General features: G+C 67.7%; 24 protein-coding genes. 15 read left to right on the top strand and 9 right to left on the bottom strand.

The window, feature by feature from the left end:
* Window positions 1-47: 47 nt before the first annotated feature.
* Both VH569_RS05980 and VH569_RS05975 read right to left on the bottom strand, forming a co-directional pair.
* A complete protein-coding gene (locus VH569_RS05980; RefSeq protein WP_423314560.1) occupies window positions 48-722 on the bottom strand; it encodes an MlaC/ttg2D family ABC transporter substrate-binding protein in 675 nt (224 codons plus the stop codon).
* Window positions 723-873: 151 nt separating this feature from the next.
* On the bottom strand, window positions 874-1659 hold the full coding sequence (locus tag VH569_RS05975) for an MlaA family lipoprotein (RefSeq protein ID WP_423314559.1): 786 nt from the start codon (window positions 1657-1659) through the stop codon (window positions 874-876).
* A gap of 455 nt (window positions 1660-2114) precedes the next feature.
* On the opposite strand from VH569_RS05975, the gene VH569_RS05970 reads away from it, so the two are divergent.
* The 9 genes from VH569_RS05970 (at window position 2115) to VH569_RS05930 (ending at window position 11129) form a co-directional block, all read left to right on the top strand.
* Complete coding sequence (locus VH569_RS05970) at window positions 2115-3101, top strand: ArsR/SmtB family transcription factor (protein ID WP_109050586.1); 987 nt, start codon at window positions 2115-2117, stop codon at window positions 3099-3101.
* On the top strand, window positions 3098-3997 hold the full coding sequence (gene metF, locus VH569_RS05965; protein WP_423314558.1) for a methylenetetrahydrofolate reductase [NAD(P)H]: 900 nt from the start codon (window positions 3098-3100) through the stop codon (window positions 3995-3997). Before VH569_RS05970 ends, metF begins: the two co-directional genes overlap by 4 nt.
* Window positions 3998-4060: 63 nt before the next feature.
* Entirely contained in the window at window positions 4061-4534 is a 474-nt protein-coding gene (locus VH569_RS05960) for a DUF29 domain-containing protein (RefSeq protein ID WP_423314557.1), read from the top strand.
* Between the two features lie 58 nt (window positions 4535-4592).
* A complete protein-coding gene (metH, locus tag VH569_RS05955; protein WP_423314556.1) occupies window positions 4593-8084 on the top strand; it encodes a methionine synthase in 3492 nt (1163 codons plus the stop codon).
* A 67-nt stretch (window positions 8085-8151) separates the two neighbouring features.
* Window positions 8152-8484: a nucleotidyltransferase domain-containing protein gene (locus tag VH569_RS05950; protein ID WP_423314555.1), complete on the top strand. Its 333-nt coding sequence runs from the start codon at window positions 8152-8154 to the stop codon at window positions 8482-8484.
* A 25-nt stretch (window positions 8485-8509) separates the two neighbouring features.
* Entirely contained in the window at window positions 8510-8878 is a 369-nt protein-coding gene (locus VH569_RS05945; protein ID WP_423314554.1) for a HEPN domain-containing protein, read from the top strand.
* Entirely contained in the window at window positions 8875-9378 is a 504-nt protein-coding gene (locus VH569_RS05940; protein WP_423314553.1) for a thioesterase family protein, read from the top strand. The genes VH569_RS05945 and VH569_RS05940 overlap by 4 nt, the downstream gene beginning before the upstream one ends.
* Window positions 9379-9443: 65 nt before the next feature.
* Window positions 9444-9980, top strand: a complete 537-nt coding sequence (locus VH569_RS05935; protein WP_423314552.1) for a pentapeptide repeat-containing protein — start codon at window positions 9444-9446, stop codon at window positions 9978-9980.
* Window positions 9981-10100: 120 nt separating this feature from the next.
* Window positions 10101-11129, top strand: coding sequence for a GGDEF domain-containing protein (locus tag VH569_RS05930; RefSeq protein WP_423314551.1), 1029 nt, complete (start codon window positions 10101-10103; stop codon window positions 11127-11129).
* Between the two features lie 22 nt (window positions 11130-11151).
* Here VH569_RS05930 and VH569_RS05925 read toward each other — a convergent pair whose 3' ends face one another.
* The 3 genes from VH569_RS05925 to VH569_RS05915 form a co-directional block, all read right to left on the bottom strand.
* On the bottom strand, window positions 11152-12231 hold the full coding sequence (locus VH569_RS05925; protein ID WP_423314550.1) for an NAD(P)H-dependent flavin oxidoreductase: 1080 nt from the start codon (window positions 12229-12231) through the stop codon (window positions 11152-11154).
* A gap of 112 nt (window positions 12232-12343) precedes the next feature.
* Window positions 12344-13966, bottom strand: coding sequence for an ABC-F family ATP-binding cassette domain-containing protein (locus VH569_RS05920; RefSeq protein WP_098740288.1), 1623 nt, complete (start codon window positions 13964-13966; stop codon window positions 12344-12346).
* 102 nt (window positions 13967-14068) lie between these two features.
* Window positions 14069-14956, bottom strand: coding sequence for a LysR family transcriptional regulator (locus VH569_RS05915; RefSeq protein ID WP_423314549.1), 888 nt, complete (start codon window positions 14954-14956; stop codon window positions 14069-14071).
* Window positions 14957-15063: 107 nt separating this feature from the next.
* Between VH569_RS05915 and VH569_RS05910 the strand changes: the two genes are divergently transcribed.
* Window positions 15064-16293: an MFS transporter gene (locus VH569_RS05910; protein WP_423314548.1), complete on the top strand. Its 1230-nt coding sequence runs from the start codon at window positions 15064-15066 to the stop codon at window positions 16291-16293.
* 58 nt (window positions 16294-16351) lie between these two features.
* On the opposite strand, the gene cysC is transcribed toward VH569_RS05910, so the two are convergent.
* The 3 genes from cysC to VH569_RS05895 are packed head-to-tail and all read right to left on the bottom strand — an operon-like array spanning window position 16352 to window position 19720.
* Window positions 16352-18220 (bottom strand): adenylyl-sulfate kinase, encoded by a 1869-nt coding sequence (gene cysC, locus VH569_RS05905; RefSeq protein ID WP_423314547.1) that lies wholly within the window; start codon window positions 18218-18220, stop codon window positions 16352-16354.
* 1 nt (window position 18221) lies between these two features.
* Window positions 18222-19019: a sulfate adenylyltransferase subunit CysD gene (gene cysD, locus VH569_RS05900; protein ID WP_098740286.1), complete on the bottom strand. Its 798-nt coding sequence runs from the start codon at window positions 19017-19019 to the stop codon at window positions 18222-18224.
* The gene (locus VH569_RS05895; protein ID WP_423314546.1) at window positions 19016-19720 is read right to left on the bottom strand and encodes a phosphoadenylyl-sulfate reductase; all 705 of its coding nucleotides are present in this window, start codon (window positions 19718-19720) and stop codon (window positions 19016-19018) included. Before VH569_RS05895 ends, cysD begins: the two co-directional genes overlap by 4 nt.
* 262 nt (window positions 19721-19982) lie before the next feature.
* Here VH569_RS05895 and VH569_RS05890 point away from each other — a divergent pair, with 262 nt between their 5' ends.
* From VH569_RS05890 to VH569_RS05875, 4 genes are all read left to right on the top strand, one after another.
* Entirely contained in the window at window positions 19983-20540 is a 558-nt protein-coding gene (locus VH569_RS05890; RefSeq protein WP_423314545.1) for a precorrin-2 dehydrogenase/sirohydrochlorin ferrochelatase family protein, read from the top strand.
* Between the two features lie 140 nt (window positions 20541-20680).
* Window positions 20681-20968, top strand: coding sequence for a DUF2849 domain-containing protein (locus VH569_RS05885; RefSeq protein WP_109491023.1), 288 nt, complete (start codon window positions 20681-20683; stop codon window positions 20966-20968).
* 57 nt (window positions 20969-21025) lie between these two features.
* Window positions 21026-22717, top strand: coding sequence for a nitrite/sulfite reductase (locus tag VH569_RS05880; RefSeq protein WP_423314544.1), 1692 nt, complete (start codon window positions 21026-21028; stop codon window positions 22715-22717).
* On the top strand, window positions 22704-23204 hold the full coding sequence (locus VH569_RS05875; RefSeq protein WP_423314543.1) for a DUF934 domain-containing protein: 501 nt from the start codon (window positions 22704-22706) through the stop codon (window positions 23202-23204). The genes VH569_RS05880 and VH569_RS05875 overlap by 14 nt, the downstream gene beginning before the upstream one ends.
* Before the next feature lie 102 nt (window positions 23205-23306).
* Here VH569_RS05875 and VH569_RS05870 read toward each other — a convergent pair whose 3' ends face one another.
* Entirely contained in the window at window positions 23307-23957 is a 651-nt protein-coding gene (locus VH569_RS05870; protein ID WP_423314542.1) for a DUF882 domain-containing protein, read from the bottom strand.
* Window positions 23958-24516: 559 nt separating this feature from the next.
* On the opposite strand from VH569_RS05870, the gene VH569_RS05865 reads away from it, so the two are divergent.
* A complete protein-coding gene (locus tag VH569_RS05865) occupies window positions 24517-25824 on the top strand; it encodes a pentapeptide repeat-containing protein (RefSeq protein WP_395458354.1) in 1308 nt (435 codons plus the stop codon).
* The last annotated feature ends 22 nt before the right edge of the window (window positions 25825-25846 follow it).

Here is a 25846-nt window from a genome sequence, read left to right as displayed (position 1 = left end):
ATGACGGGGCCGGGCTTCGCGGTAGGGAAGAGACTGCTGTGGACCGGTCAGCCGGTGCGGCCGACCTTCTGGCGCAGCGCCTGGATCAACCCGTCGACGCGGCCGCCATTCTGTTCGATGACGGAGGCGAATTCCTGCCGCTGGGTCACGCCCATGCTGACATTCTCCACCACCACGTCGATGATCTTGTAGTCGGCGCCGGCCTTGCGGACACGCCAGCTGACATTCACCGGCGGGCCGTTGGGCCGGACGATCTGCGTCGTCACCATGCTGTCCGCCTCGCCGGCCGGGCCGACGCCGGCGATCTTGAACGTCTCGCCGGAATACTCGACGAAACGCTCGGCATAGGTGTTGACGATCAGCTGTTCGAACAGCTTCTGGTATTCGGCCCGCTGCGCCTCGTTGGCGCTGTTCCAGTAGCGGCCCAGCACCCAGCGGCCGATGTACGGCACGTCGAAGCCGGCGTACAGCAGCGTGCGGAAGCGCTGGATCGCCTGATCGCGCGACAGGCTCTTGTCCGAGAAGGTTGCGATGGCGTCGTTCCCCAGCTTCTGGATGAACGCGCTTGCCCCCTGGTCCGCGGTTTGCGCGGCTGCGGGAGAGATGAGAGAGTGCCCGGCCCAACCGCTCACCGCGAGCAGGGCAGCGGACGCGACAAACTGGCGGCGTGTCAGCATGATGGGGCGAAAGGTGGCTGTTGCTGGGGCTTTGTCAACGGTCATCTGGCCTTTGGGTTGCCGCCGGATGCTTTTGGAGGAGACTTTCGGTCCTGCCCAAGGCATCCCTCACCGCCCATCGGCCCGCCGCCCGCGGACCCGGAGGGCGGCGGGCGGAGGACACGATAGGCAGGGCCGCAAAGGCGTCAGAGACGGATCAGGGCTTCGGCGCGGTGGTGAAGTCCGGGAATTCCGGAGTCGTACCGGCCTTGTTGTTGCTGATCGCCGCCTGGCGCTGCTGCTGGTAAAGGCTGCGCACGGTGGCGTAGAAGTCCAGCGAGTTGCGGCGCAGATCGTCCACCGACTTCAGCACCTCGGATCGGCGGTCGACGGCGCTGACGCCGGCGCGGGTGTACATCAGGCCCTGGCCGTTGTGGGCATAGGCCCAGATGCGGACCGGGTCGCCGACGGTGTCGACGCCGTAGCCGACCGTGTCGCGCAGGTTCGACGGACCCAGCAGCGGCAGGACCAGATACGGCCCGTCGTCCACGCCCCACACCGCCAGCGTCTGGCCGAAATCCTCCGGCGCGTGCGGGATGCCAGCCTGCGACGCGACGTCGGCGATGCCGCCGGCGCCCAGGATGGTGTTGGTCAGGAAGCGGCCGGTGGCGTCGGTGGCGCCTTCGAAATTGCCCTGAAGCAGGTTGTTGGCGATGTAGAGCGGCGACATCAGGTTGTCGATGAAGTTGTGGATGGCGTCGCGGATCGGGTCGGGCACCACGGCAACATACACTTCGGCAGCCGGGCGCAGGGCCACGGTGTCTACGGCGTCGTTCACCGCGAAGACGACGCGGTTCGCACCTTCCAGCGGATCGTTGACCTGATAGGCCCCGTCCTTCGCGCCCGAGTCGCCCGGGTTGGTCGCGCAGGCTGTGGCCGTCAGGGCGAAGGCCACCACGGTGGCCGTACGGAGGAGGGAGCGGGAAAGGCTGGCCAGCTTCATGTGCGACGGCTCTTTATCTGTGGGCTCGACTCGGTGCGGGTCGCCGCATCTCCTGTCCACAACCGAAGACCCCGATGACTGGAGTCCTCAACCCTGGCAAGGTGGCTACGCGGTCGGGAGGAAGATTGGGCGAGATATCGCAGAATTTCCACCGTTTCCTGACCTAACACAGGCTTTGCCTTTTGACCAGCATGCGCCTGCATGGCGCCGGAGAGGCCGCGGCGACTGTGTCGGCTTTGCCGCAATGCGGCGGGAGAGCTTGCATCCTGCCGCTTTCCGCCTCGGACTGACGGCGTCGATCCGGGCCGGGGTGGGGCTGTCGGGCGTGTCCGCACAGCCGGCTGCGAAAAGCGGTTTACGACGCATAAAGATATCTTTATATCTGTATCCAGGCAGGCGGGGCGGGGTGTCCCGGCCGGCCGGCCCCTTTCCTGGCCCGAATCGGACGTGAGGCGATGGACGATCTGCTTGCGACGCTGAAGGCGGCGGCCGAAACGACGCGACTGCGGCTGCTGGCACTCTGCGCGCATGGCGAGCTGACGGTGACCGAACTGACCCAGATCCTGGGCCAGAGCCAGCCGCGCGTCTCGCGCCACCTGAAGCTTCTGTGCGACGCCGGCCTGCTCGACCGTTTCCGCGAGGGGACCTTCGCCTTCTACCGGCTGGCCGAGAAAGGGCAGTCGGCCGAGCTGGCGCGCGTCCTGGTCGACGCCATCCCCGCGGACGACGCCACCCTCATCCTCGATCTGGAGCGGTTGGACGCCATCAAGCGGTCCCGCTCGGAAAGCGCCGCCGCCTATTTCCGTGAGAATGCCGCGCGCTGGCACGAAATCCGCTCCCTTCACGTTGCGGAAGGCGAGGTCGAGGCCGCTCTGCTGCGCCTGTTCCCGGAAGAGGGGGTGGAGGAGCTGCTGGATATCGGCACCGGCACCGGACGGATGCTGGAGGTGCTCGCCGGGCGCGTCCATCGCGCGATCGGGGTAGACCAGTCGCGCGAGATGCTGGCCGTCGCCCGCAACCGGCTGGAGGAGGCTGGCCTGCGCCACTGCCATGTCCGTCAGGCCGACATGTACCAGCTGCCGTTCCCGTCCGGCTCCTTCGACGCCGCGGTGATCCATCAGGTGCTGCACTACACCGAATCGCCGGCAGGCGTGCTGGCCGAGGCGGCGCGGGTCCTGCGCCCCGGCGGGCTGCTGCTGATCGTCGATTTCGCCCCGCACCATCTGGAAGCCCTGCGCGAGGAGCATGCGCACCGCCGCCTGGGCTTTTCCGATGCCGAGGTCGCCGGCTGGTGCCGCCAGTCCGGCCTCGACTGCGGCCCGGTGGTGCAGCTGCCGGGCGACCCGCTGACCGTTTCCGTCTGGCCGGCCACCCGCCTCGCGGCCGGCGCCGCCATTTCCTTCCCGAAGACCGCCCACTCGCTCAGCGGAGTTCCGTCATGACCGCGCCCACCTCTGCGCTGCCGTCCATCAGCTTCGAGTTCTTCCCGCCCAAGTCGGAGAAGATGGAGCAGAGCCTGTGGCAGTCGATCCGGCGGCTGGCCCCGCTGTCGCCCAGCTTCGTGTCGGTGACCTACGGTGCCGGCGGATCGACGCGCGAGCGCACCCACGCCACCGTCTGCCGCATCCAGGACGAGACCGGCATCCCGGCCGCCGCCCACTTCACCTGCGTCGGCGCCACCCGCGACGAGATCGACGCCATCGCCCGCACCTATTGGGATGCCGGCATCCGCCATCTGGTGGCGCTGCGCGGCGACCCGCCGGAGACCGCGGGCGGTGTCGGCGGACGGTACGAGCCGTTCCCCGGCGGCTACGCCTATGCCGCCGATCTGGTGGCGGGGATGAAGCGCATCGCCGACTTCGAGATCTCGGTGGCGGCCTATCCGGAAAGCCATCCGGAGGCGCCCAACGCCCAGTTCGACCTGGACAACCTGAAGCGCAAGGTCGATGCCGGCGCCACCCGGGCCATCACCCAGTTCTTCTTCGACAACGACGCCTATTTCCGCTTCCTCGACCGCTGCGCGGCGGCCGGCATCCATGTGCCGATCGTCCCCGGCATCCTGCCGATCACCAATTTCGCCCGCGCGGTGGAATTCGCCGGCAAGTGCGGTGCCTCCATGCCGGCGAAGCTGGCCGAGACCTTCGAGGGGTTGGACGACGATCCGGAAACCCGCCAGCTCGTCGCCGCGACGGTGGCGGCGGAGCAGTGCCAGGCCTTGCAGGCGCAGGGCGTGAACGACTTCCACTTCTACACGCTCAACCGGTCGGATTTGACCATCGCCATCTGCCGCATGCTGGGCGTGAAGGCGAAGGCCGCTCCGGCGGCGGTGGCGGGGTAGGGCGCCGGCAGCCACGGTTTCATGCTAGACTGGCCGCACATCCGCGGAAGGGGGCATCGCGTTATGGACAGCCGGATCGGATACGACACCGACTTCCTCGCCTGGACCGAGGAGCAGGCACGCCTGCTTCGCGAGGCGTCGCGTGAGCGCATCAACACGCCCATCGACTGGGAGAATGTCGCGGAGGAGATCGAAAGCATGGGCCGGTCCGAATTGCGCGCGGTCGAAAGCGCGCTGGTCCGTGTGATCGAGCATCTCCTGAAGCTGGAATACTCGCCTGCCGCCGATCCGCGCGGCGATTGGAAGGTTTCCGTCCTCGAACACCGTGACCGCGTTGCCCGCGACTTGTCGGCCAGTCCCAGCCTTCGCGGACGGATCGACACCGCCGACATCTACAAGTCCGGTCGCAAGATCGCCGCTCTCGGTCTGGAGCGCGACGGCCTTCGTCTAAGCGACTTGCCGCCCGATTGCCCCTATTCCCTGGACCAGATTCTCGACGAGGACTGGTGGCCGTTGAACCGCCACGGCCTGACCTGAGACCTGACCCCGCCTTTTCTGCCCCGAACCCGCCAAATAACGGACAAGACGCATTCCCATGGCCCACATCCTCGACACCCTGCGTGACCGTGTTCTGCTTTGCGACGGCGGGTTCGGCAGCCGCATCCAGGCGCTCGACCTCGACGTCGAGAAGGATTACTGGGGGCACGAGAACTGCACCGACATCCTGCCCCTGTCGCGCCCGGACATCGTCCGCGACATCCACCGCGGCTATTTCGAAGCCGGGGCGGACATGGTGGAGACCGACACCTTCGGCGCCTCGCCGGTGACGCTGGGCGAGTTCGGCATCTCGGAGAAGGCCTTCGAGATCAACCAGCGCGCGGTCGAACTGGCGCGCGAGGCGGCGGAAAGCTTCAAGGACGGCCAGCCGCGCTTCGTCATCGGCTCGATCGGGCCGGGCACCAAGCTGCCCAGCCTGGGCCACATCGCCTATCAGCCGGCGGAGGACAGCTTCTATGTCCAGGCCGCCGGGCTGATCGCCGGCGGGGCCGACGCCATCCTGGTCGAGACCTGCCAGGACCCCTTGCAGATCAAGGCCGCCGTCAACGGCATCAAGCGGGCCCGGCTGGAAGCGAAGTCCGACACCCCCGTCTTCGTCCAGGTGACGGTGGAGACCACCGGCACGCTGCTGGTCGGCACCGACATCGCCGCGGCGGCCACCGTCATCCAGGCGCTGGACGTGCCGCTGATGGGGCTGAACTGCGCCACCGGCCCGCTGGAGATGAGCGAGCATGTCCGCTGGCTGTCGCAGAACTGGCCGGGCCTGATCTCGGTCCAGCCGAACGCCGGCCTGCCCGAACTGGTCGACGGCAAGACCCACTACCCGCTGCGCGCCGACGACTTCGCCCATTGGCTGGAGCGCTTCGTCGGCGAGGACGGGGTCAACCTCGTCGGTGGCTGCTGCGGCACCAACGTCCCGCACATCGCGGCGGCGAACCAGATGCTGCGCAAGCTGGCCCCGGCCGGCTCGCACCGCCCGGCGCCGAAGGGCCGCACCGTCCATTGGGTGCCGGCGGTGGCCTCGCTCTACTCCCAGGTGACGCTGCGCCAGGAGAACGCCTTCTTCGCCATCGGCGAGCGCTGCAACGCCAACGGCTCCAAGAAGTGGCGCGAGTTGCAGGAGAAGAACGACTGGGACGGCTGCGTCGAGATGGCGCGCGAGCAGGTCAAGGAAGGCAGCCACTCGCTGGACGTCTGCACCGCCTTCGTCGGCCGTGACGAGGTGGCGGAGATGAACGCGGTGATCTCCCGCTTCTCCGGCTCGGTGACGGCGCCGCTGGTCATCGATTCCACCGAGTACAAGGTGCTGGAACAGGCGCTGGCGCTCTATGGCGGCAAGGCGATCCTCAACTCGATCAACTTCGAGGACGGCGAGGAGCCGGCAAGGCTGCGTCTGGCGCTGGCCAAGAAGTTCGGCGCCGCCGTCATCGCGCTGACCATCGATGAAGAGGGCATGGCGAAGACGCCGGACCGCAAGCTGGAGATCGCCAAGCGGCTCTACGATCTGGCGGTGAACGAGTACGGCCTCGCCCCGTCGGACCTGCTGTTCGACCCGCTCACCTTCACCATCGCCACCGGCAACGAGGACGACCGCAAGCTCGCCATCTGGACGCTGGAAGGCATCGAGGCCATCGCCCGCGAGATGCCCGGCTGCCAGATCATCCTCGGCCTGTCCAACGTCTCCTTCGGCCTGAACGCCGCGGCGCGCCATGTGCTGAACTCGGTCTTCCTCGACCATGCGGTGAAGAGGGGGATGACGGGCGCCATCGTCCATGTCTCCAAGATCCTGCCGCTGCACCAGATCCCCGAGACGGAGGTCAAGACCGCCGAGGATCTGATCTTCGACCGCCGTGCGGAAGGGTACGACCCGCTCCAGGCCTTCATCGCCCTGTTCGAGGGGCGCAAGGCGGCGGACGCCAAGAAGAAGGCCCGTGCCGAGACGGTCGAGGAGCGGCTGAAGGAGCGCATCGTCGACGGCGACCGCACCGGGCTGGAGGACGACCTCGCCGAGGCGATGAAGAGCCATCCGCCGCTGGAGATCATCAACACCTACCTGCTCGACGGCATGAAGGTGGTGGGCGAGCTGTTCGGCGCCGGCAAGATGCAGTTGCCCTTCGTTCTCCAGTCGGCCGAGACGATGAAGGCCGCCGTGGCGTGGCTGGAGCCGCACATGGAGAAGATCGAGGGCCAGCAGAAGGGCACGCTGGTTCTCGCCACCGTCAAGGGCGACGTCCACGACATCGGCAAGAACCTCGTCGACATCATCCTGACCAACAACGGCTACAAGGTGGTCAATCTCGGCATCAAGCAGCCGGTGACCGCCATCATCCAGGCCGCCAAGGAGCACAAGGCCACCGCCATCGGCATGTCAGGCCTGCTGGTGAAGTCCACCGTGGTGATGCGCGAGAACCTTGAGGAGATGACCCGCGAGGGGCTGGAGGTTCCGGTCCTGCTCGGCGGTGCGGCGCTGACCCGCGCCTATGTCGAGGGCGACTGCGTGGCGTCCTACGGTTCCGGCCGAGTGGCTTACGCCGGCGACGCCTTCGACGGGCTGACCCTGATGGACAAGGTGGTGGAGGGCAGCTTCGACCAGCAGCTCGCCATCCAGCAGGCCAAGCGCGCCGGCAAGGCGACCAACCGCCGCCGCGTGCTGGGGCAGGCGACCAGCGCCGCCACCGGCCCGGTCGACAAGGACGCCGTCCGCGCCCGCCGCCACCGGCTGGCCGAGGGCGTTCCGGTGCCGACCCCGCCCTTCTGGGGGCCGAAGCTGATCGACCATGTGCCGCTGAAGACTCTGGTCACCTACCTGAACGAGCGGATGCTCTATCAGCTGCAATGGGGCTACCGGAAGGACGGCAAGTCCTTCGAGGAGTTCAAGGAGTGGGCGAAGAAGGAGTTGCGGCCGGTACTCGACCGCATTCTCCAGATTGCGGCGAAGGAGGAAATCCTGCGCCCGACCGCCGTCTACGGCTATTGGAAGGCCGCGGCCGACGGCAACGACGTCATCCTGTTCGAGGAGGACGGCACCACCGAGGCCGCGCGTTTCTCGCTGCCGCGCCAGGGCAGGCAAGACGGCGAGTGCATCGCTGACTTCCTGCGTGACGTGACCGATCCGGAGCGTGACGTGCTCGGCCTCCAGGTCGTCACCATGGGCCAGCATTGCGCCGAGGTGGCGCGAGAGTGGTTCGCCGAGAACCGCTATCAGGACTATCTCTACCTGCACGGCCTGTCGGTGGAGATGACCGAGGCGATGGCGGAATATGTCCATGCCCGCATCCGTGCGGAGCTGGGCTATGGCGCCGAGGACAGCCGCGACAAGGAGAAGCTGTTGCAGCAGTCCTACCGCGGCAGCCGCTACAGCTTCGGCTATCCGGCCTGCCCGAACCTGAAGGACCAGGAACAGCTGCTGAAGCTGCTGGACGCCGGTCGCATCGGCATCGAGATGTCGGACGAGGACCAGCTCCATCCGGAGCAGAGCACCTCGGCCATCGTCCTGCACCACCCGCGGGCCAAGTACTTTTCGGTGTAAGGCCCCCGGTCCATGGGATGATTCTCCGTCGCCCGTTCCATGTTAGGATGGGCGGCGGAGGCATCCCATGGCTGCGGTCGACACGCGGAACGACGAGAAGCTGCAAATCCTGCTCGACCGGATCGTCCCGGCCCTGGAGCCGGAAGCCGTCTATCTGTTCGGCAGCCGGGCGCGCGGTGACTTCCACGAGGACAGCGATTACGACCTGCTGGTGATCGTCCCGGACGATGCGCCGAAGGAACGGCGGTCGATCCATTATGCCTATGCGTCCAAGATCGGCACCGGCATTCCCGCCGACATCATTCCTTGCACACGCACCAATTACGAAGCGTCCAAGGACGTCGTGGGCACCTTGAGCTATGAGGTCAAGCGCCGGGGGCTCAGGGTCTATGGAACGTAGGGAGATCCAGGGATGGCTGGTTGTTGTGGAGCGCGACGTGAAGGCGGTCCGCAACAACCTCTATGGTCCCGAACCGGAGCCAAATATGGCGGCCTATCACTGCCAGCAGGCGGTCGAGAAGCTCGCCAAGACCCTGCTCGTGGCAGCCGGCACGATGCCACCCAAGTCCCACGACATCGACAGTCTGGTTGCCCGGCTTCCAACCGGGCATCCGATGGCGCTGCGCATCGCCGCGTTGGCTCATCTCACCGCTTTCGTCAGTGCGCCGCGTTATCCGGGAGCCGGTATCTTCGACGACCCTCTCCCTGACCTGCCGGTTTCGGAGGTCGCCGGTTGGCTGGCGGAGATCGAGGCGCTGCGAACCGACATCATCCACTTTCTTGGAATGCCATGACCGCCGATGCCCCCGCCCCCCTGACCCTCCACCGCGAAACCGTGCGTCCGGAGTGGATCGACTACAACGGGCACATGAACGTCGCCTATTACCTGCTGGCCTTCGACCACGCGACGGACGCGGTGCTGGACCGCTTCGGGATCGGCAAGGCGTATGTCGCGGCGGAGAACCGGTCGGTCTTCGTCGTCGATGCTCACCTGACCTACGCCCGCGAGGTGACGGAGGGGACGCCGCTGCGCTTCGACTCGCTGCTGCTCGGCGCCGACGCCAAGCGGCTGCACCTGTTCCACGAGATGCGGCATGCCGAAGAGGGCTGGCTGGCGGCGACGGCCGAGGTCATGCTGCTGCACGTCGATCTCGGCACGCGGAAGACCGGCCCATTCCCACCGGCCGTCGCGGCGGCGCTGGCCGGGCAGGCTGCTGCCCATGCCGTCCTTCCCCGACCGCCGCAGGCGGGGCGTGCGGTTGCCCGGTTGGACGGTTCCCGAACCGCCGGATAACCGCAAGCGCTGCTTGCGGCGGCTCGGTGGTTGAGTTGAGCGGCGGTGCCCCCATCTATCGAGGGATGAGAACCGCACCCGTCCCGCCGCTTCGCTTGCGCATCCGTTCCAGCAGTCTCGCCGCCGCCGCGGCCGTGCTGACCGTCCTTTCCGTGGGCCCGGCGCTGGCCGATTGCACCGAGGCGGCGCAGCCGAAGGTCAATTGGCGGCGCTGCTCGCTGGAGGGGCAGACGCTGACCGGTGTCGATCTCAGCGGCGCCATGCTGCGCGATGCGACCTTTCAGCGCGCCAGCCTGGGCGAGGCGAAGCTGACCGATGCCGACGGCTACCGTGCCAAGTTCATCAGCGCCACCGCCCCCGGCGCGGTCTTCGACAAGGCCCGCCTGATCGAGGCGGACTTCACCCGCGCCGACCTGACCGGCGCCAGTTTCCGCGAGGCCGACCTGCGCAATGCCAAGATGGTGGGGGCGTCGCTGGCGCGTGCCGACCTGACGGGAGCGAAGCTGTCCGGCACCGACCTGCGCCATGCCGACCTGTCGGGGGCACGCTGGACCGACGGCAAGCATATCTGCGCCGAGAGTTCCGTCGGACAATGCAATTAATCGGATAGGGCACAACCAGAGCGGTTGTAACATCTCGTCCTGTTCCCAAAAACCTTCTTGCCGTAAGGGCTTGCGCCGCGTACCGTTCGAAACCGAATGATTTTTGGACGGACGGCGGTCGTGGCAACTGCGGAGGATTTCGAGCGTTCCAGCGGCCTTGCCGCGAAGGCCATGGAGCGGATGCTGTCCGACCGGCTGCCGGCCACCCCGGAAAACTTCACGCTTTGGTACGTCTATTACAGCGGCAACAACCCGGACCTGACCCGCGCCATCGATCTGGCGCGCCGCGATGGGCTGGCCGCCTCGCAGACTCTGTGCGACGAGCTGTACAAGCGCTTCTTCACCATGGACGCCGAAGCCCAGGCGATCCGTGAGACCTCCGACAAGGCTCGTTATGCCCTGGGGCGCATATTGGAGCAGCTGGGCAATGTCGGGTCGGAGACGGAGCGCTACGGCAATGCCCTGTCCGGCTTCCGGGAGGAACTGGACCAGCCGCTCAGCCTGTTGGAACTGCGCGCCATGGTCGCCGCCATCGCCGCGGAGACCAAGGAGATCGTCGACCGCCAGACGGCGCTCCAGCTGCAACTACAGGAATCGAGCCAGCAACTGGCGGAGATGCGGGTCAGCCTGGACAGCGCGCGGCGCGAGGCGCTGACCGACGGGCTGACCGGCATCGGCAACCGCAAGGCCTTCGACCTGATGCTGGAGGAGGCGATGGAGGCGTCGGTGCGCGACGAGCAGCCGCTGTCGCTGCTGATGGTCGACATCGACCATTTCAAGAGCTTCAACGACACCCACGGCCATCTGGTCGGCGACCATGTGCTGAAGCTGGTCGCCCGCATGCTGACCGAATGCATCAAGGGCCGCGACACCGCTACCCGCTATGGCGGGGAAGAGTTCGCGATCATCCTGCCGCGCACCAGCCTGGAGAACGCCACCAAGCTGGCGGAGCAGGTGCGGGTCTTCGTCGGTGGCCGCCAGATCGTGAACAAGGCGCGCAATGCCAATTACGGCACCGTCGCGCTGTCGGTCGGCGTCGCCCAGTTCCGCCCCGGCGAACCGGCCCTGACGCTGGTCCGCCGTGCCGACCAGGCGCTCTACGCCGCCAAGCGCAGCGGCCGCAACCGGGTGACGGCCGAGGCCGTCTGAGCAGGTCGGCCCGCTTATCCGGTCAGACGGCAAGCCTGCGCCGGACCTCCTCCGTCCCGCGCAGCAGCTCCGCCACCAGTTCCCCCGCCGGGCGCCGCTGCGCCAGTGTCAGCCCCTGTCCGGCCCACAGCGACAGGAACTCCGCCCGGCCGGCCTTGCCGGCGGCGGTGCGCAGCGGGCGGGTCAGTGTATTCTGCAAGGGGAAGGGCAGCACCGCCTCGGGCGCCTGCGGGTTCTCCACCGTTTCCATGAAGCGGTTGACGATCCCGCGTGCCGGCCGGCCGGAGAAGGCGCGGGTGATGCGGGTCTGGTCCTCGCGCGCCGCCAGGATGGCGGCCTTGTGCGCCTCGGGGATGCCGGCCTCGCCGGTGGTCAGGAACACCGTGCCCATCTGCACCGCGGTCGCGCCCAGGGCCAGCGCCGCGGCGATGCCGCGCCCGTCCATGATGCCGCCCGACGCGATCACCGGCACGCCCACCGCATCGGCCACCTGCGGCACCAGCGCCATCGTGCCGACCAGATTGGCTGCCGGATCGCCGATGAAGCTGCCGCGATGCCCGCCGGCCTCGCTGCCCTGGGCGATCACCGCATCGACGCCGGCCCGCTCCAGGGCCACCGCCTCCGCCACCGTGGTCGCGGTGCCCAGCACCCGCATGCCGCGTGCCTTGGCCGCCGCCACGCTGTCGGCCGGCGGCAGTCCGAAGGTGACGCTGTAGAAGGCGGCTCCGCTGTCCAGCAGGGCGGCGACCTGCCGGTCGAACGCGTCGCCGCCATAGGCGGGCTCCTCCGCTTCCGGCAGGCCAAGCTCGGCATGGAAGGGCCTCAGGCGGGCCATCGCCTCGGCCATCATCGGCGCCGGTCCGGGGGCCGGCGTCGGCGCGAACAGGTTGATTCCGAAGGGCAGGGCGGTGCGCTGACGGATGGCGAGCGCTCGCTCGGCGATCTGCTCCCCGGTCAGGTAGGCGGCGCCGACGAAGCCGAGCCCGCCGGCCTCGTTGACCGCGGCGACCAGGGCCGGCGTGTCGCCGCCCCCCGCCATCGGCGCCTGGATCACCGGCGACCGCAGCCCCAACAATTCAAGGGAATCCGTGAGAGAGGGCATGTCCGCCTCCGCTGTCTCGACAACGCAGGCGATGCTACGCCCCGGCGGACTTCACGACCAATGACTTGTTCCGAAGGGTCCGTTCACTCTGGGTGATGGGAGGGGCAGGGGATCAGCTGTGCAGCCCCGGCGCCTCCTGGCCGGTGCGCTCGACATACTCGGTGTAGCCGCCGCCATACTGGTGGATCCCCTCCGGCGTCAACTCCAGCACGCGGTTGGACAATGCTGCCAGGAAATGCCGGTCGTGCGACACGAACAGCATGGTGCCTTCATAGGCCGCCAGCGCCTGGATCAGCATCTGCTTGGTGTCGAGGTCCAGGTGGTTGGTCGGCTCGTCGAGCACCAGGAAGTTGGGCGGGTTGAACAGCATGATCGCCATCACCAGCCGCGCCTTCTCGCCGCCCGACAGCACGCGGCACCGCTTCTCCACATCGTCGCCGGAGAAGCCGAAGCAGCCGGCCAGCGCCCGCAGCGAGCCCTGGCTGGCCTGCGGGAAATGCGCCTCCAGCGCTTCGAAGATGGTCTGGTCGCCGTCCAGCAGCTCCATCGCATGCTGGGAGAAATAGCCCATCTTGACGCTGCCGCCGACGGTGACGGTGCCACTGTCGGGGTCGGTCGTGCCGGCGATCAGCTTCAGCAGGGTCGATTTGCCGGCGCCGTTGACGCCCATCACGCACCAGCGCTCCTTGCGGCGGATGGTCAGGTCCAGCCCCTCATAGATGGACCGGCTGCCATAGCCCTTGTGGACGTTCTTCAGCACCGCCACGTCGTCGCCGGAGCGCGGGGCCGGCGGGAAATCGAAGGTCACGACCTGGCGGCGCTTGGGCGGCTCGAAGCGTTCGATCTTGTCCAGCTTCTTCACCCGGCTCTGCACCTGCGAGGCGTGCGAGGCGCGGGCCTTGAAGCGCTCGATGAACTTAATTTCCTTCGCCAGCATCGCCTGCTGGCGCTCGAACTGCGCCTCCTGCTGCTTCTCCTTCAGCGCCCGCTGCTTCTCGTAGAAGCCGTAGTCGCCGGAGTAGCTGGTCAGCGTTCCGCCATCGATCTCGATGATCTTGGTGACGATGCGGTTCATGAACTCGCGGTCGTGCGAGGTCATCAGCAGGGCGCCCTCATAGCCCTTCAGGAAGCCTTCCAGCCAGATCAGGCTTTCGATGTCCAGATGGTTGCTCGGCTCGTCGAGCAGCATGGCGTCGGGGCGCATCAGCAGGATGCGGGCCAGCGCCACGCGCATCTTCCAGCCGCCCGACAGGCCGCCGACGTCGCCGTCCATCATCTCCTGGCTGAAGCTGAGGCCGGCCAGCACCTCGCGCGCCTTGCCCTCCAGCTCATAGCCGCCCAGCTCGTCGAAACGGGCCTGCACCTCGCCGTAGCGTTCGATGATGGCGTCCATCTCGTCGGCGCGGTCGGGGTCGGCCATGGCGGCTTCCAGTTCCGCCAGTTCGGCGGCGACGACGCTGACCGGCCCGGCGCCGTCCATCACCTCCGCCACCGCGCTGCGGCCGGACATCTCGCCGACATCCTGGTTGAAATAGCCGATGCTGACCTGCTTCTCGATCGCCACCTGACCGCCGTCCGGCTGCTCCTCGCCGGTGATCATGCGGAACAGGGTGGTCTTGCCGGCACCATTCGGACCGACCAGCCCGATCTTTTCGCCCCGGTTGAGCGCCGCGGAGGCCTCCAGGAACAGGATGCGGTGGCCGTTCTGCTTGCTGACGTTATCGAAGCGGATCATGGGCGGCAGGGGTCCTTAGGGCGTGATGCGCGAAAGCGTGATGGCGGCCCCTTATGCCACAGGATGTGCGCCGCAGCAGAGTCCTGATCGATCCAACCTCTCCTACCGTCCGCTCTCCCGCGCGAGATCCAGGAAGCCGGCGATGTAATCGACCGTCTCCTCGCCGTGGCGGACGCCGAGATGGATGCTCTTGCCGATCCCGTCGTCGCCGAGCCGCAGGGTGCGGACGGGCAGGCCGGCCCCGTCCTCCCGCACCAGCCAGTCGGGCAGGACGGCGACCCCGCGCCCGGCGGCGACCAGTTGCAGCATCAGGTCGGTGGTCTCCGCCGTCCGGTGGCTGCGCGGCCGGCACTGGGCGGGCACCAGGAAGCGGGTGTAGATGTCCAGCCGGTCCAGGCTGACCGGAACGGCGATCAGTTCCTCGTCCAGCAGGTTCTGCGGCTGCACGATCCCGCGCGCGGCCAGCGGATGAGCCTCATGCACCACCAGCACGAGGTCGTAATCGAAGACCGGGGTGAACAGGATGTCCGGCCGGTCGACCGGGTCGGGGGTGATCAGAAGATCGATCTCGTTGTCCGCCAGCGCCGCGACGCCGTCGAAGCGGAAGTCGGTGCGCAGGTCGAAATCCACCTCGGGCCAGCGCGTCAGATACACCCCCGTCATCCGCATCAGCCAGCGTTCGCAGGGGTGGCATTCCATCCCGACCCGCAAGGTGCCGCGCCGGCCCGACGCGAAGTCGGCCAGCACCCGCTCCGCATGCTCGAACTGCGGCAGCACCCGCTGGGCCAGCGCTAGCAGATGGTTCCCCGCCTGGGTGAAGCGGAGGCTGCGCCCCTTCTTCATCCAGATCTCGATGCCGTGGCGCTCCTCGAACCTGGCGATGGTGTGGCTCAGCGCCGACTGGCTCAGGTTCAGCCGGCCAGCGGCGGCGGTGACGCTGCCCGTCCGGTCGACCTCGCGCAGGATCGCGAGGATCTGGCGATCGAGCATCCATGACTCCTGTTCATCGAACCATGAGAACAAACCATTTCCGCTCATAGTGCCGGGTCGCTAAGCCTTGCTCAACCATTCGCCTTCAAATCGCCCCGGGGAGTCCCATGCCGCAAGCCGAAGCCACTGCCAGGACCGAACCGGCGTCCGCGGCCTCCCATGCGCATGAGCTGAGCAACGTCGCCCGGCTGGTCATCGCGCAGGCGCTGGCCGGCGCCAATGCGGTGGTCGTCTATGCCACCGGCGCCATCGTCGGCAACACGCTGGCCCCCAGCCCGGCGCTGGCGACCCTGCCGATCTCCATCTTCGTGGTCGGCATGGCGATCTGCACCCTGCCGGCCGGCAGCATCGCCCGGCGTTTCGGCCGGCGCGCGGCGTTCCTGGGCGGGACCGCATGCGGCGTCCTCGTGGGTCTGCTGTCCTCGCTGGCTCTCCTGCTCGGCTCGTTCTGGCTGTTCTGCGCGGCGATGATCCCCGGCGGAGCCTATGCCGCGGTGGTGCTGTCCTTCCGCTTCGCCGCTGCCGACTGCACCGGTCCGGAGCGCCGGCCGCGCGCCATGTCCGCCGTGATGGCGGGGGGCGTGGTCGCCGGCATCGTCGGGCCGCAGCTGGTCACCCACACCATGAATTTGTGGCCGCCGCACCTGTTCGCCGCGACCTATCTGGCGCAGGCCGCCGTCGCCGCGCTGTCGGCGCTGGTCCTGCTCGGCGTCCGCCTGCCCAAGCCGACAGTGTCGGAGCTTGGCGGCGGACGCCCGCTGGCCGTCATCCTGCGCCAGCCCCGCTTCATCACCGCGGTCATCTGCGGGGTGGTGTCCTATCTGCTGATGAACTTCGTCATGACCGCCGCCCCGCTGGCGATGCGGCTGTGCGGACTGCCGCAGGAATCGTCCAATCTGGGCCTGCAATGGCACGTCATCGCCATGTACGCCCCCAGCTTCTTCACCGGGCGGCTGATCGGCCGCTTCGGCGCGCCGCGGATCGTCGCCGCCGGTCTGGCCCTGATCGCCGCATCCTCCGCGGTCGGGCTGGCCGGGCAGGACATCGCGCATTTCTGGATCGGCCTGATCCTGCTGGGGGTGGGGTGGAACTTCGGCTTCCTCGGCGCCTCCGCCCTGGTGCTCGATTGCCATCGGCCGGAGGAGAAGACGCGGGTGCAGTCGCTGAACGACTTCATCGTCTTCGGCACCATGGCCTGCGGCTCCTTCGCCTCGGGCAGCCTGCTGACCAGCTACGGCTGGGATGCCGTGCTGAGCATCTCCTTTGTCCCGCTGGCGCTGGCGACTGCGGCGCTGATCGTGACGGCGCTGTATCGCAGCGACAGGACGGCAGCCTGAAAACACGTCGGGCGCGGTCTTTCCCCCGCGCCCGACGCTCACCCTAAAACGCCAACCCTCAGATCACATAGGTCAGCTCTTTCTCCGACTTCAGGCTGTTTTTGCCCAAGGTCTCGTCGACATAGTCCAGCAGCTGGGCCAGCGCCTCGCTGCGGCTCAGCGCGTCGGTGTCGATCACCAGTTCGGGCTGGTCCGGCGCTTCGTAGGGGGCCGAGATGCCGGTAAACTCGGCGATCTCGCCGGCCCGTGCCTTCTTGTAGAGACCCTTCGGATCGCGCTCCTCGCAGGTGGCGAGGTTGGCGGCGACATGCACCTCGTGGAAGCGCTCGCCGCCGATCACCCGTGCCCGCGCCCGGTCGGCCTTCAGTGGCGAGATCAGCGAGGCGATCACCACCATGCCGGCGTCGGCGAACAGCTTCGCCGTCTCGGCCACCCGGCGGATGTTCTCCGCCCGGTCATCCGACGAGAAGCCCAGCCCGGCGTTCAGCCCGTTGCGGACATTGTCGCCGTCTAGCACGAAGGTCTGCCAGCCGCGGTCGAACAGCGCGCGTTCCAGCGCCATCGCCAGCGTCGACTTGCCGGCACCCGACAGGCCGGTCAGCCAGATGACGCCGCCCTTGTGGCCGTTGGACTGGGCGCGCTCCTCCAGCGAGACGGTGTGCGACACCTCGGTGATGTTGGCCGCGGCAGCGTCCTCGATCTCCACCACCAGACAGCCGCCGACCACGTCGTTGCCGTCGATCAGCGCGCCGCGGCCGGTGCGCGGCAGGTCCGACGCCAGATCGAGCGCAATGGGCGAGCGGGAGCGCAGGACGACCTCCGCCACCTCGTTGCGGCGGACTGCCTTGCCGGGGGTGCTGGACAGATCCTCGACATTGATGACCGCCGTCACCTGCTCCACCGTCACCCGGTGCTCTCCGGTGGCGATCTTCAGCGTGTAGGTCTTGCCGACCACCAGCGGATCCGACACCAGCCAGAACAGCCGCACGCTCAGCCGGTGGGCCAGGGTCGGGGCGTCGGACTGGTGGTGGGCGATGTGGCCGCGCTCGGCGAAGATGCGCTTGTCCAGCGTGATGCCGATGCTCTGCCCGGCCTGGGCCGACAGCACCGTCTCCGGATGGTTCCACGCCTCGATGCTGACCACCTTGGCGCTGGCGCCGGTGGGCGAGAAGTGCAGGGTGTCGCCGACGCGCAGGCGCCCGCTCTCGATGCGGCCGGCCAGGATGCGGCGGTCGTCCGGCTTGTAGACGTCCTGCAGGGGCAGGCGCAGCGGCTGGTCGGGCGAGGTCTGCTGCGGACGGAAGGCGTCGAGCTGCTCGATCACCGTCGGCCCCAGATACCAGTCCGACTGCTCGCTGCGGCTGACGATGTTGTCACCGTTGCGGGCGGAGACCGGGATCACCGCCTTGGGCTGGAGGCCCAGCTCGGCCAGATAGTCCTTGATCTCCTGTGCCACCACCTCATAGCGGTGGCTGGAGAACTCGACCTTGTCCATCTTGTTGACGACCACCGCGACCTGACGCACGCCCAGCAGATGCAGCAGGAAGGCGTGGCGGCGCGACTGTTCCAGCGCGCCCTCGTCGGCGTCGATCACCAGCAGCGCGGCGTCGGCCTGGGAGGCGCCGGTCACCATGTTCTTCAGGAACTCGGTGTGGCCCGGCGCGTCGATGATGACGTAGGGGCGCTGCTTCGTCTTGAAGTGGATCTGCGTGGTGTCGATGGTGATGCCCTGGTCGCGCTCGGCCTGGAGCGCGTCCATCACGAAGGCCCACTCGAACGGCATGCCGCGCTTGCGGCTCATCTCGCGGACCTGCTCGACCTTGCCGTCGGGCAGGCTGCCGGTGTCGTTCAGCAGGCGGCCGATCAGCGTGGACTTGCCATGGTCGACATGGCCGACGATGACGATGCGGAGTTGAGAATGCGGCATCTTACATGTACCCCACGCTGCGCAGGCGTTCGAAGCTGTCTTCGGATTCGTTGTCCATCGCGCGGCCGGCGCGTTCCGGCACGCGGGTCACCTGAAGTTCGGCGATGATCTCGTCGATGGTGGACGCGGTGCTGTCGACCGGGAAGGTGATGTTCTTCTCGCCCAGCGAGCGGTAACGCTTGCCGTCGCGGGCGAAGTACAGCGGGACGATAGGAATTCCCTCGCGCTGCGAATAGCGCCAGATGTCCAGTTCGGTCCAGGCCAGCAGCGGGTGGATGCGGACATGGACGCCTTCGGGGAAGCGCGTCTTGTAATGGTCCCAGAATTCCGCCGGCTGGTCCTTCACGTCCCAGTCGCCTTCCAGCGAGCGCGGCGAGAACACGCGCTCCTTGGCGCGGGTCGCCTGCTCGTCGCGGCGGATGCCGACCATCACGCCCTGGTACGCATGGTCGCGCAGCAGGTTCTTCAGACCTTCCGTCTTGCGCGCGGCGGCACGGGTCAGCGGCGGCAGGGTCTGGTCCATCTCCTCCTCGGGCGGGCACTGCTCCACCTTGAGGTCGAGATCCCATTCCTTGGTGATGCGGTCGCGGAACTCGTAGACTTCCGGCAGCTCCATGGCGGTGTCGAGCTGCACGACGGGGAAGGGAATGCGGCCGAAGAACGCCTTGCGGCAGAGCCACAGCAGCGCGTTGCTGTCCTTGCCGATCGACCAGAGCATCGCCAGCTTGTCGATGCGGTTGTAGGCTTCGCGCAGAATATAGATGCTCTGGTTTTCGAGCTGGTCGAGATCGGCGCTCATCGGGCGGTTCCAATCATGGTGTGTATGCCGCATTCGGTCTTGGCGCTGCCGGCCCAGCGGCCGGAACGCGGGTCGGCACCGGGCGCCACTCGCTCGGTGCAGGTGTAACAGCCGATCGACAGGTACCCGTCGGCTTCGAGCGGGTGGCGCGGCAGGTTGCGCCGGGTGAACTCTTCCTCCAGCCGGTCCTTGTCCCAGTTGGCCAGTGGGTTGACCTTCACGCGGCCGCCCTCCGCCTCGAACAGGGGCAGGGCGGCGCGGGTCGAGGACTGGAAGCGCTTGCGTCCCGTCACCCAGGCCTCCAGCCCGGCGGTGGCCAGCGCGCGGTCCAGCGGCACCGTCTTGCGCAGATGGCAGCAGGCGTCGTAATCGCGGGTGAACAGCATGCCGTCCTTGTCGCCGGCGGCGAGGTCGTCGGCGGTCGGCCCGATCTCCCGCACATCCCTGAGGCCCAGCCGCTTCACCAACTCGTCGCGGTAACGCAGGGTCTCGCCGAACAGCTTGCCGGTATTCACAAACAGAACCGGGAAATCCGGCGTCGCTTCGGCGGCGAGCGCCAGCAGCACCGCGGATTCGGCCCCGAAGGACGACATCAGCGCGATTCGCCCGCCGAACAGCTCGTGCATGGCGGCCAGCAGCGGCGCGCCTTCCAGCCTGCCGTGGCTGTCGGTCAGATGCTTCACCCGTGTTTCCGCGTCCATCGTCGGCTGCCTTTCGCGGTGGCCTTTAAGTATACTAAACAAGTAGGTTTAATGACTGTGTTTGCACATTAACACCGGCGGAAAACCCGTGCAACGTAAATACATTCTCTACTTGTTTAATAGGTTTGTGCTGCGCTGCAAATCGTTGTGTGAAATATGTTGATTGTCGTGCGGCAGCCGGGCTAAATACCGCCATGCACAGCATCCCGGTCATAGGCGCCGCAGTCGCCAGCCCGATTTCGCCCGTTTCGGTGAGGCAGGCATGATTCCGCTGGCGCTCGACCCGGCGCGGGTGACGATTGCGCTCGCCGGCAACGGCCCGCTCGCGGTGCGCCGTCTGACTCAGCTGCGCGAGGGCGGGGCGGATCCGCAGGTCTTTTCACCGGAACCGGATGGGGAATTGGCGGCTCTTGCCGGCGACCGTCTGGTGCGGGCTCTGCCGGAGGCATCCGATCTCGACAAGGTCGGCGTGCTGTATGTCATGGGGCTGGGGCCTTCGATCGAGACGGCGCTGGCGGAACTGGCGCGGCAGCGCCGGGTGTTGGTGAATGTCGAGGACGTCATTCCCTTGTGCGATTTCCACTCGCCCTCCGTGGTGCGGCGTGGCGATCTGGTGATGACGGTCTCCACCGGCGGCCGCAGCCCGACGCTCGCCAGCCTGCTGCGCCAGCGGCTTGAGGCCCTGTTCCCGGACGACTGGGCGGAGCGGCTGCGCACCATCGCCGAGCTTCGTAACCGCCGCCGGGCGGAGGGCGCGTCGATGTCCGAGGTCGCCCGCGAAAGCCGCGACCTGATCGACCGGGAGAAATGGCTGCCGTAACGGCCCGCCTTCCGCGAAACCAATCTGTGGCGAATTCACTGCCGGACCGCCGACGGTTCGGGTTAAGACACCAAACGCGTTCGAGAACGACCAGCCAGGAGAGCCAGATGTCGGCCAAGGATCGATCGAAGGAAGGATCGATGAAAGCCATCACCGCCAACCGCCTGCGCGACGGGGAAGTCGTGTTCCTGGGCGAGGGCGGCCGGTGGGTCGAGTCCTTCGCCGAGGCTGCGCTGTTCCAGCGCTCCGAGGCGGATGCCGTGCTGGCCGACGCCAAGGCGACGGCGGAGCGGGAGCAGTTCGGCGTCGACATCTACGCCTTCGAGGTGGTGGAGGAGGATGGCGTCCCGGTCCCGGCGACGATGCGCGAGCGTATCCGCACCGCCGGCCCGACCGTCCGTCTGGATCTGGGCAAGCAGGCCGCCTGAGTGGCTGTTCGAGTGAATGAACGTCGGCCGTTCCGGCGGCCCTGAGGGTTGATCGACATGAACCACATCGCGCCCGGCGCCCGTGCCGGCATCTATCACTATGACGAGATCGACCGGCAGTTCGTCGCCGAGCGCGTCGAGCAGTTCCGCAAACAGGTCGAGCGCCGGCTGTCCGGCGAGCTGACGGAGGAGGAGTTCAAGCCGGTCCGGCTGATGAACGGCCTCTATCTCCAGCTTCACGCCTACATGCTGCGCATCGCCGTGCCCTATGGCGTGATGTCGGCCACCCAGCTGCGCAAGCTGGCGGAGATCGGGCGCAGGTACGACCGCGGCTACGGCCATTTCACCACCCGCCAGAACCTGCAATACAACTGGATCAAGCTGGAGGACACCCCGGCCATCCTGCATGAGCTGGCCGAGGTCGACATGCACGCGCTGCAGACCAGCGGCAACTGCGTGCGCAACGTCACCACCGACCCCTTTGTCGGCGCCGCCAGGGACGAGGTGGTGGACGGCCGCGTCTATGCCGAGATCCTGCGGCAGTGGACGACGATGCACCCCGAGTTCACCTATCTGCCGCGCAAGTTCAAGATCGCCATCTCCGGCGCCGAGAGCGACCGCGCCGCGGTGCGCATCCACGACGTCGGCCTGCTGGCGCGGCGCAACGACAAGGGCGAGGCCGGCTTCTCCTTCTATGTCGGCGGCGGTCTCGGCCGTTCGCCCTTCGTCGGCAAGCTGGTGCGCGAGTGGGTGGCCGAGGAGGACTTCGTCGCCTATCTCGAAGCCATCCTGCGCGTCTACAACCAGTACGGCCGCCGCGACAACATCTACAAGGCGCGCATCAAGATCCTGGTGCATGAGCTGGGTCTGGAGAAGTTCACCCAGGAGGTCGAGGAGGAGTTCGCGCGGCTGCGCGGGCCGAAGTACCGCCTGGATCCGGAGATCGTCGAGGGCGTCCGCCAGCATTTCGCCCCGCCGCCCTTCGAGGAGCTGCCCGACCATTCCGAAGCGCTGGAGCGCGCCAAGGCGTCCGATCCGGCCTTCGCCAACTGGCTTGAGGTGAATGTCGCGGAGCACAAGGCGCCGGGCTATGCCATCGCCACCATCTCGCTGAAGCCGGCCGGCGGCATCCCCGGCGACGCCACCTGCGACCAGATGGACCTCGTCGCCGATCTGGCCGAGCGGCACAGCTTCGGCGAGCTGCGCGTCACCCACGTCCAGAACCTCGTCCTTGCCCATGTGAAGAAGGACGAGCTGTACGACCTGTGGAAGCAGCTCGACGCCGCCGGCCTCGGCAGCGCCAATGCCGGGCTGATCGGCGACATCATCGCCTGCCCGGGTCTTGACTATTGCGCGCTGGCAAATGCCCGCGCGATCCCGCTGGCCCAGGCGATCTCCGCCCGCTTCGCCGATCCGGTCCGCCAGCGCACCATCGGTGAGCTGGGGATCAAGATCAGCGGCTGCATCAACGCCTGCGGCCATCACCATGTCGGCGCCATCGGCATCCTCGGCGTCGACAAGAAGGGCACCGAATATTACCAGATCACCGTCGGCGGCGACCCGACGCTGACCACGGAGATCGGCGACATCCTCGGCCCGGCGGTGACCGAGACCGAGGCGGTGGACGCCATCGAGGCCATCGTCGACGTCTATCTCGCCAACCGCACGGGCGAGGGCGAGCGCTTCATCGACACGCTCAAGCGCGTTGGCCATGCCCCGTTCAAGGAGAGAATCTATGCCGCTGATTGAGAATGGGCGCATCGGCGAGGATGCCTGGAGCTTCATCCCCGATGGCGAGCCGGTCCCCAACGACCGCCCGGTCATCATCAGCTTCGAGCGCTGGCAGGCGGAGCGTGACAGCTTCGAAGGCCGCAACGCCCGGCTGGGCGTGCGGTTGAAGAGCGGCACGCTGGCAGGATCCATCGCCGCCGACCTCGACCGTTTCTCCCTGGTGGCGCTGGAGTTTCCGAAGTTCCGCGACGGCCGCGGCTTCTCCACCGCGCGCGAGCTGCGGGAGCGTTATGGCTACACCGGCGAGATCCGCGCGGTCGGCCATGTCATCCCCGACCAGTACCTGTTCCTGGTCCGCACCGGCTTCACCTCGGTCGAGGCGCCGGAAGGCACCAACCAGGACAGCTGGGCGAACGCGCTGACGGAGGTCACCATCGCCTTCCAGCCCAGCCTGGACGACACCGCACCGCTGTCGCTGCTGCGCCGCAAGCTGAAGGTGGGCTGAACGGAAGCGGGGGATGGCGGTCGCCGCCCTCTCACGTCAGATACGAAAAAGGCGCCGTCCCGGCTTGGGGTGGCGCCTTTTTCGTGGTCCGTTGCCGGCCGCTCACCAGTGGCGGAGCGGGCCGACGTCGACATGGACGAAGTTGCTGTCCGGGTAATAGCCGACCCCGCCGCCGCGCAGGCTGAGCGCCGCGCGCTGGAGCTGGCGGGTCGACAGGCCCTGGACCCGCAGGTCGATTGCCATGCCGCGCATGTGATAGCTATTCTGCGCCACGCCGCTGCCGTCGGCTTCCCGCAGCATTGCGTTGGTCTCCGGCGAGCGGTAGCCCGAGACGATCTCGATAGGGCCGCGGCGGTTGATCTTGCGGCTCAGCGAGTGGACCAGATCGATCAGCTTCGGATCCATCGCATGGACCGAATTGTTGTGGTGGTCGCGCAGAACGCGGTTCAGCGCCCGCATCGCGTCGCGGACATATTTGCCCCGCGACCAGTATTCGGCGCTGATGCGCTCGCCGGTGTGCAGGTTCACCAGGGACAGCACCCGCGGCGGAGCGCGGAGCGCCGCAGCTTCCGCCTCTTCGCTGGTGAGCAGGGTCCCGCCGGCTGAGGCGACCGCCGCCAGGCCGAGGCCGGCGCGCAGAAGATGGCGGCGATCGAGATGGCAGCGATCAAGATGATGGCGTTCGGTGGCGTGGCTCTCGCCGACGCTCGGGCGTGCGGTCGTGATCGACCGGGCGTCCGCATCCTTCATCATTCTTCCTTCATATCCCGTTTTTCCGCTCCGGCAGCCGGAATCCATCGTCTGGACCCCGCCGTCCCGGTTACGGCCAAAGTCACACCCTGGCTAAGGTCAAGGCGTGCTGCGGTGCGTTTATCCGAAAGGTGGGACACTTTTAGGATGCCCGTGGCCTTTTCTGTCAAGAAACCATTGCTTAACCGATGCTGTTTTTTGGGGGAGTCGAGGGATTCCGCGGCCTCGCCCGGAACAGGGGCGGGAAGCCGAGTCGCGGCTGTTCGCGACCCGTTCGCAAGCGGTTCGATTACAGAACCGTAACGTGCGCGACTCGGGACTGCCGCGGTAATGTCACGGCGATGGAGGTGCCGGGGCCTATGGCCGTTGCTATGGCCAAGCTTCCGTTTTTCCTATCCATCCCGGCTGGAATCCCCGTTTTCCCGCCGATGCGCCATGCCGGCGGGTCGCCGAACCGCATCCTCCGAAAGAGGGTGCGCAAAAGGGGGATTCATTCAGCCTTCGGTAAGGAATGAACCGCATGATTGTCGCGATGTAACCATTTCACGGCGTCGAGTTGTCCGTGCCAACCGCCACCACCCCGACCGCTCAGTCCGTCTCCTTCTTTCGGCCCGACCAGCTGGCCGAAGTGCTGGAGCGGCACGCCCGCTGGATCAAGGGCCAGCCGGGCGGCGCCCGCGCCAACCTCGCCATGGCCGATCTGGAAGGGGTGGACCTGTCGCAGCGCGACCTGCGCGGCGCCCGCCTGGTCGGGGCGCGGCTGGCGCGCGGGCGGCTGAACGGCACCAATCTGGCCGGCGCCGACCTGTTCGGCGTCGATCTGCGCGATGCCGACATCAGCCGCGCCAACCTGATGCAGACCGACCTGCGCGGCGCCCGGCTGCGCGCGGCCGACTTCTCGAACGCCAATTTGAAGGGCGCCGACCTGCGCGCCGGCACGCTGGAACCGGGCGGCACCGCCCGCCGCGGCACCGGCCCCGATGCGCAGGACGCCGAAAGCGCCCGCCAGATCCACAAGGCGGCACTTGCCCGCCTCCAGAACGGCATGACGGCGGAGGGCGGCATTCCCACCGACCTCACCGGCGCGGTGCTGCGCGGCGCCAACCTGTCCGACGCCGACCTCAGCGGCGCCATGTTGCAGAACGCCGATCTGTCGGGGGCGGTGCTCACCGGGGCGGACCTGACCGGCGCCCGGCTGAACGGCGCCAACCTGTCGGGGGCGGCGCTGGACGGCACCCGCTTCGACAAGGCCGACATGGTCGGCACGCGCATGGCCGACTGCGACCTGTCCTCCACCCGCATCGCCACGGCGCAGATGACCCGCCCCATCGACAGCATGGGGTCGGAAATCCAGCGCGCCATCTTCGATCACGAGCGCTGGATCGACAGCTTCGGCCAGCGCGGCCAGCGGGCCGATCTGGACGGCGCCGACCTCAGCCGTGCCGATTTGCGCAACGTCAACCTCAGCGCCGCAAGCTTGCGGGGGGCCAACCTGTCGGCGGCGGCGCTGACCGGCGCGCGGCTGATGATGACCGATCTGTCGGGCGCCAATCTGGAGGGCGCCAACCTGATGGGCGCCGACCTGTCGGGCGCCAACCTCAGCTACGCCGTGCTGACCGGCGCCGACCTGACGCGGGTGCGGCTTGGCCCGGCGGCGATCAAGGATCCGTCTGGCCGCCCCACCGGCCGCTCCTGGGCCGCCAACCTGATGGGAGCCGACATGCGCGGCGCCCTGCTGGTCGGCACCTGTCTGGTGCAGGCGAACCTGTCCGACGCCAATCTCGACAGCGCCGACATGGACGGTGCCGACATGGCCGGCGCCAAGCTTCAGCGCGCCACGCTCCCCGGCCGTCCGCCCCGCCGGGGTTGAGGCGACTCCACATCCCAACTCA

Origin of the sequence: Azospirillum sp. 11R-A (assembly GCF_049472615.1) — a bacterium.
In the GTDB taxonomy this organism is placed as follows: Bacteria; Pseudomonadota; Alphaproteobacteria; order Azospirillales; family Azospirillaceae; genus Azospirillum; species Azospirillum palustre.
This window is presented reverse-complemented; position numbering and strand designations above follow the sequence as displayed.

What these genes read in the sequence shown, in the direction of transcription:
- VH569_RS05980 (WP_423314560.1), bottom strand. Translation starts at nt 722, where the DNA reads ATGACCGTTGACAAAGCCCCAGCAACAGCCACCTTTCGCCCCATCATG.
- VH569_RS05975 (WP_423314559.1), bottom strand. Translation starts at nt 1,659, where the DNA reads ATGAAGCTGGCCAGCCTTTCCCGCTCCCTCCTCCGTACGGCCACCGTG.
- VH569_RS05970 (WP_109050586.1), top strand. Translation starts at nt 2,115, where the DNA reads ATGGACGATCTGCTTGCGACGCTGAAGGCGGCGGCCGAAACGACGCGA.
- metF (WP_423314558.1), top strand. Translation starts at nt 3,098, where the DNA reads ATGACCGCGCCCACCTCTGCGCTGCCGTCCATCAGCTTCGAGTTCTTC.
- VH569_RS05960 (WP_423314557.1), top strand. Translation starts at nt 4,061, where the DNA reads ATGGACAGCCGGATCGGATACGACACCGACTTCCTCGCCTGGACCGAG.
- metH (WP_423314556.1), top strand. Translation starts at nt 4,593, where the DNA reads ATGGCCCACATCCTCGACACCCTGCGTGACCGTGTTCTGCTTTGCGAC.
- VH569_RS05950 (WP_423314555.1), top strand. Translation starts at nt 8,152, where the DNA reads ATGGCTGCGGTCGACACGCGGAACGACGAGAAGCTGCAAATCCTGCTC.
- VH569_RS05940 (WP_423314553.1), top strand. Translation starts at nt 8,875, where the DNA reads ATGACCGCCGATGCCCCCGCCCCCCTGACCCTCCACCGCGAAACCGTG.
- VH569_RS05935 (WP_423314552.1), top strand. Translation starts at nt 9,444, where the DNA reads ATGAGAACCGCACCCGTCCCGCCGCTTCGCTTGCGCATCCGTTCCAGC.
- VH569_RS05925 (WP_423314550.1), bottom strand. Translation starts at nt 12,231, where the DNA reads ATGCCCTCTCTCACGGATTCCCTTGAATTGTTGGGGCTGCGGTCGCCG.
- VH569_RS05920 (WP_098740288.1), bottom strand. Translation starts at nt 13,966, where the DNA reads ATGATCCGCTTCGATAACGTCAGCAAGCAGAACGGCCACCGCATCCTG.
- VH569_RS05915 (WP_423314549.1), bottom strand. Translation starts at nt 14,956, where the DNA reads ATGCTCGATCGCCAGATCCTCGCGATCCTGCGCGAGGTCGACCGGACG.
- VH569_RS05910 (WP_423314548.1), top strand. Translation starts at nt 15,064, where the DNA reads ATGCCGCAAGCCGAAGCCACTGCCAGGACCGAACCGGCGTCCGCGGCC.
- cysC (WP_423314547.1), bottom strand. Translation starts at nt 18,220, where the DNA reads ATGCCGCATTCTCAACTCCGCATCGTCATCGTCGGCCATGTCGACCAT.
- cysD (WP_098740286.1), bottom strand. Translation starts at nt 19,019, where the DNA reads ATGAGCGCCGATCTCGACCAGCTCGAAAACCAGAGCATCTATATTCTG.
- VH569_RS05895 (WP_423314546.1), bottom strand. Translation starts at nt 19,720, where the DNA reads ATGGACGCGGAAACACGGGTGAAGCATCTGACCGACAGCCACGGCAGG.
- VH569_RS05890 (WP_423314545.1), top strand. Translation starts at nt 19,983, where the DNA reads ATGATTCCGCTGGCGCTCGACCCGGCGCGGGTGACGATTGCGCTCGCC.
- VH569_RS05885 (WP_109491023.1), top strand. Translation starts at nt 20,681, where the DNA reads ATGAAAGCCATCACCGCCAACCGCCTGCGCGACGGGGAAGTCGTGTTC.
- VH569_RS05880 (WP_423314544.1), top strand. Translation starts at nt 21,026, where the DNA reads ATGAACCACATCGCGCCCGGCGCCCGTGCCGGCATCTATCACTATGAC.
- VH569_RS05875 (WP_423314543.1), top strand. Translation starts at nt 22,704, where the DNA reads ATGCCGCTGATTGAGAATGGGCGCATCGGCGAGGATGCCTGGAGCTTC.
- VH569_RS05870 (WP_423314542.1), bottom strand. Translation starts at nt 23,957, where the DNA reads ATGATGAAGGATGCGGACGCCCGGTCGATCACGACCGCACGCCCGAGC.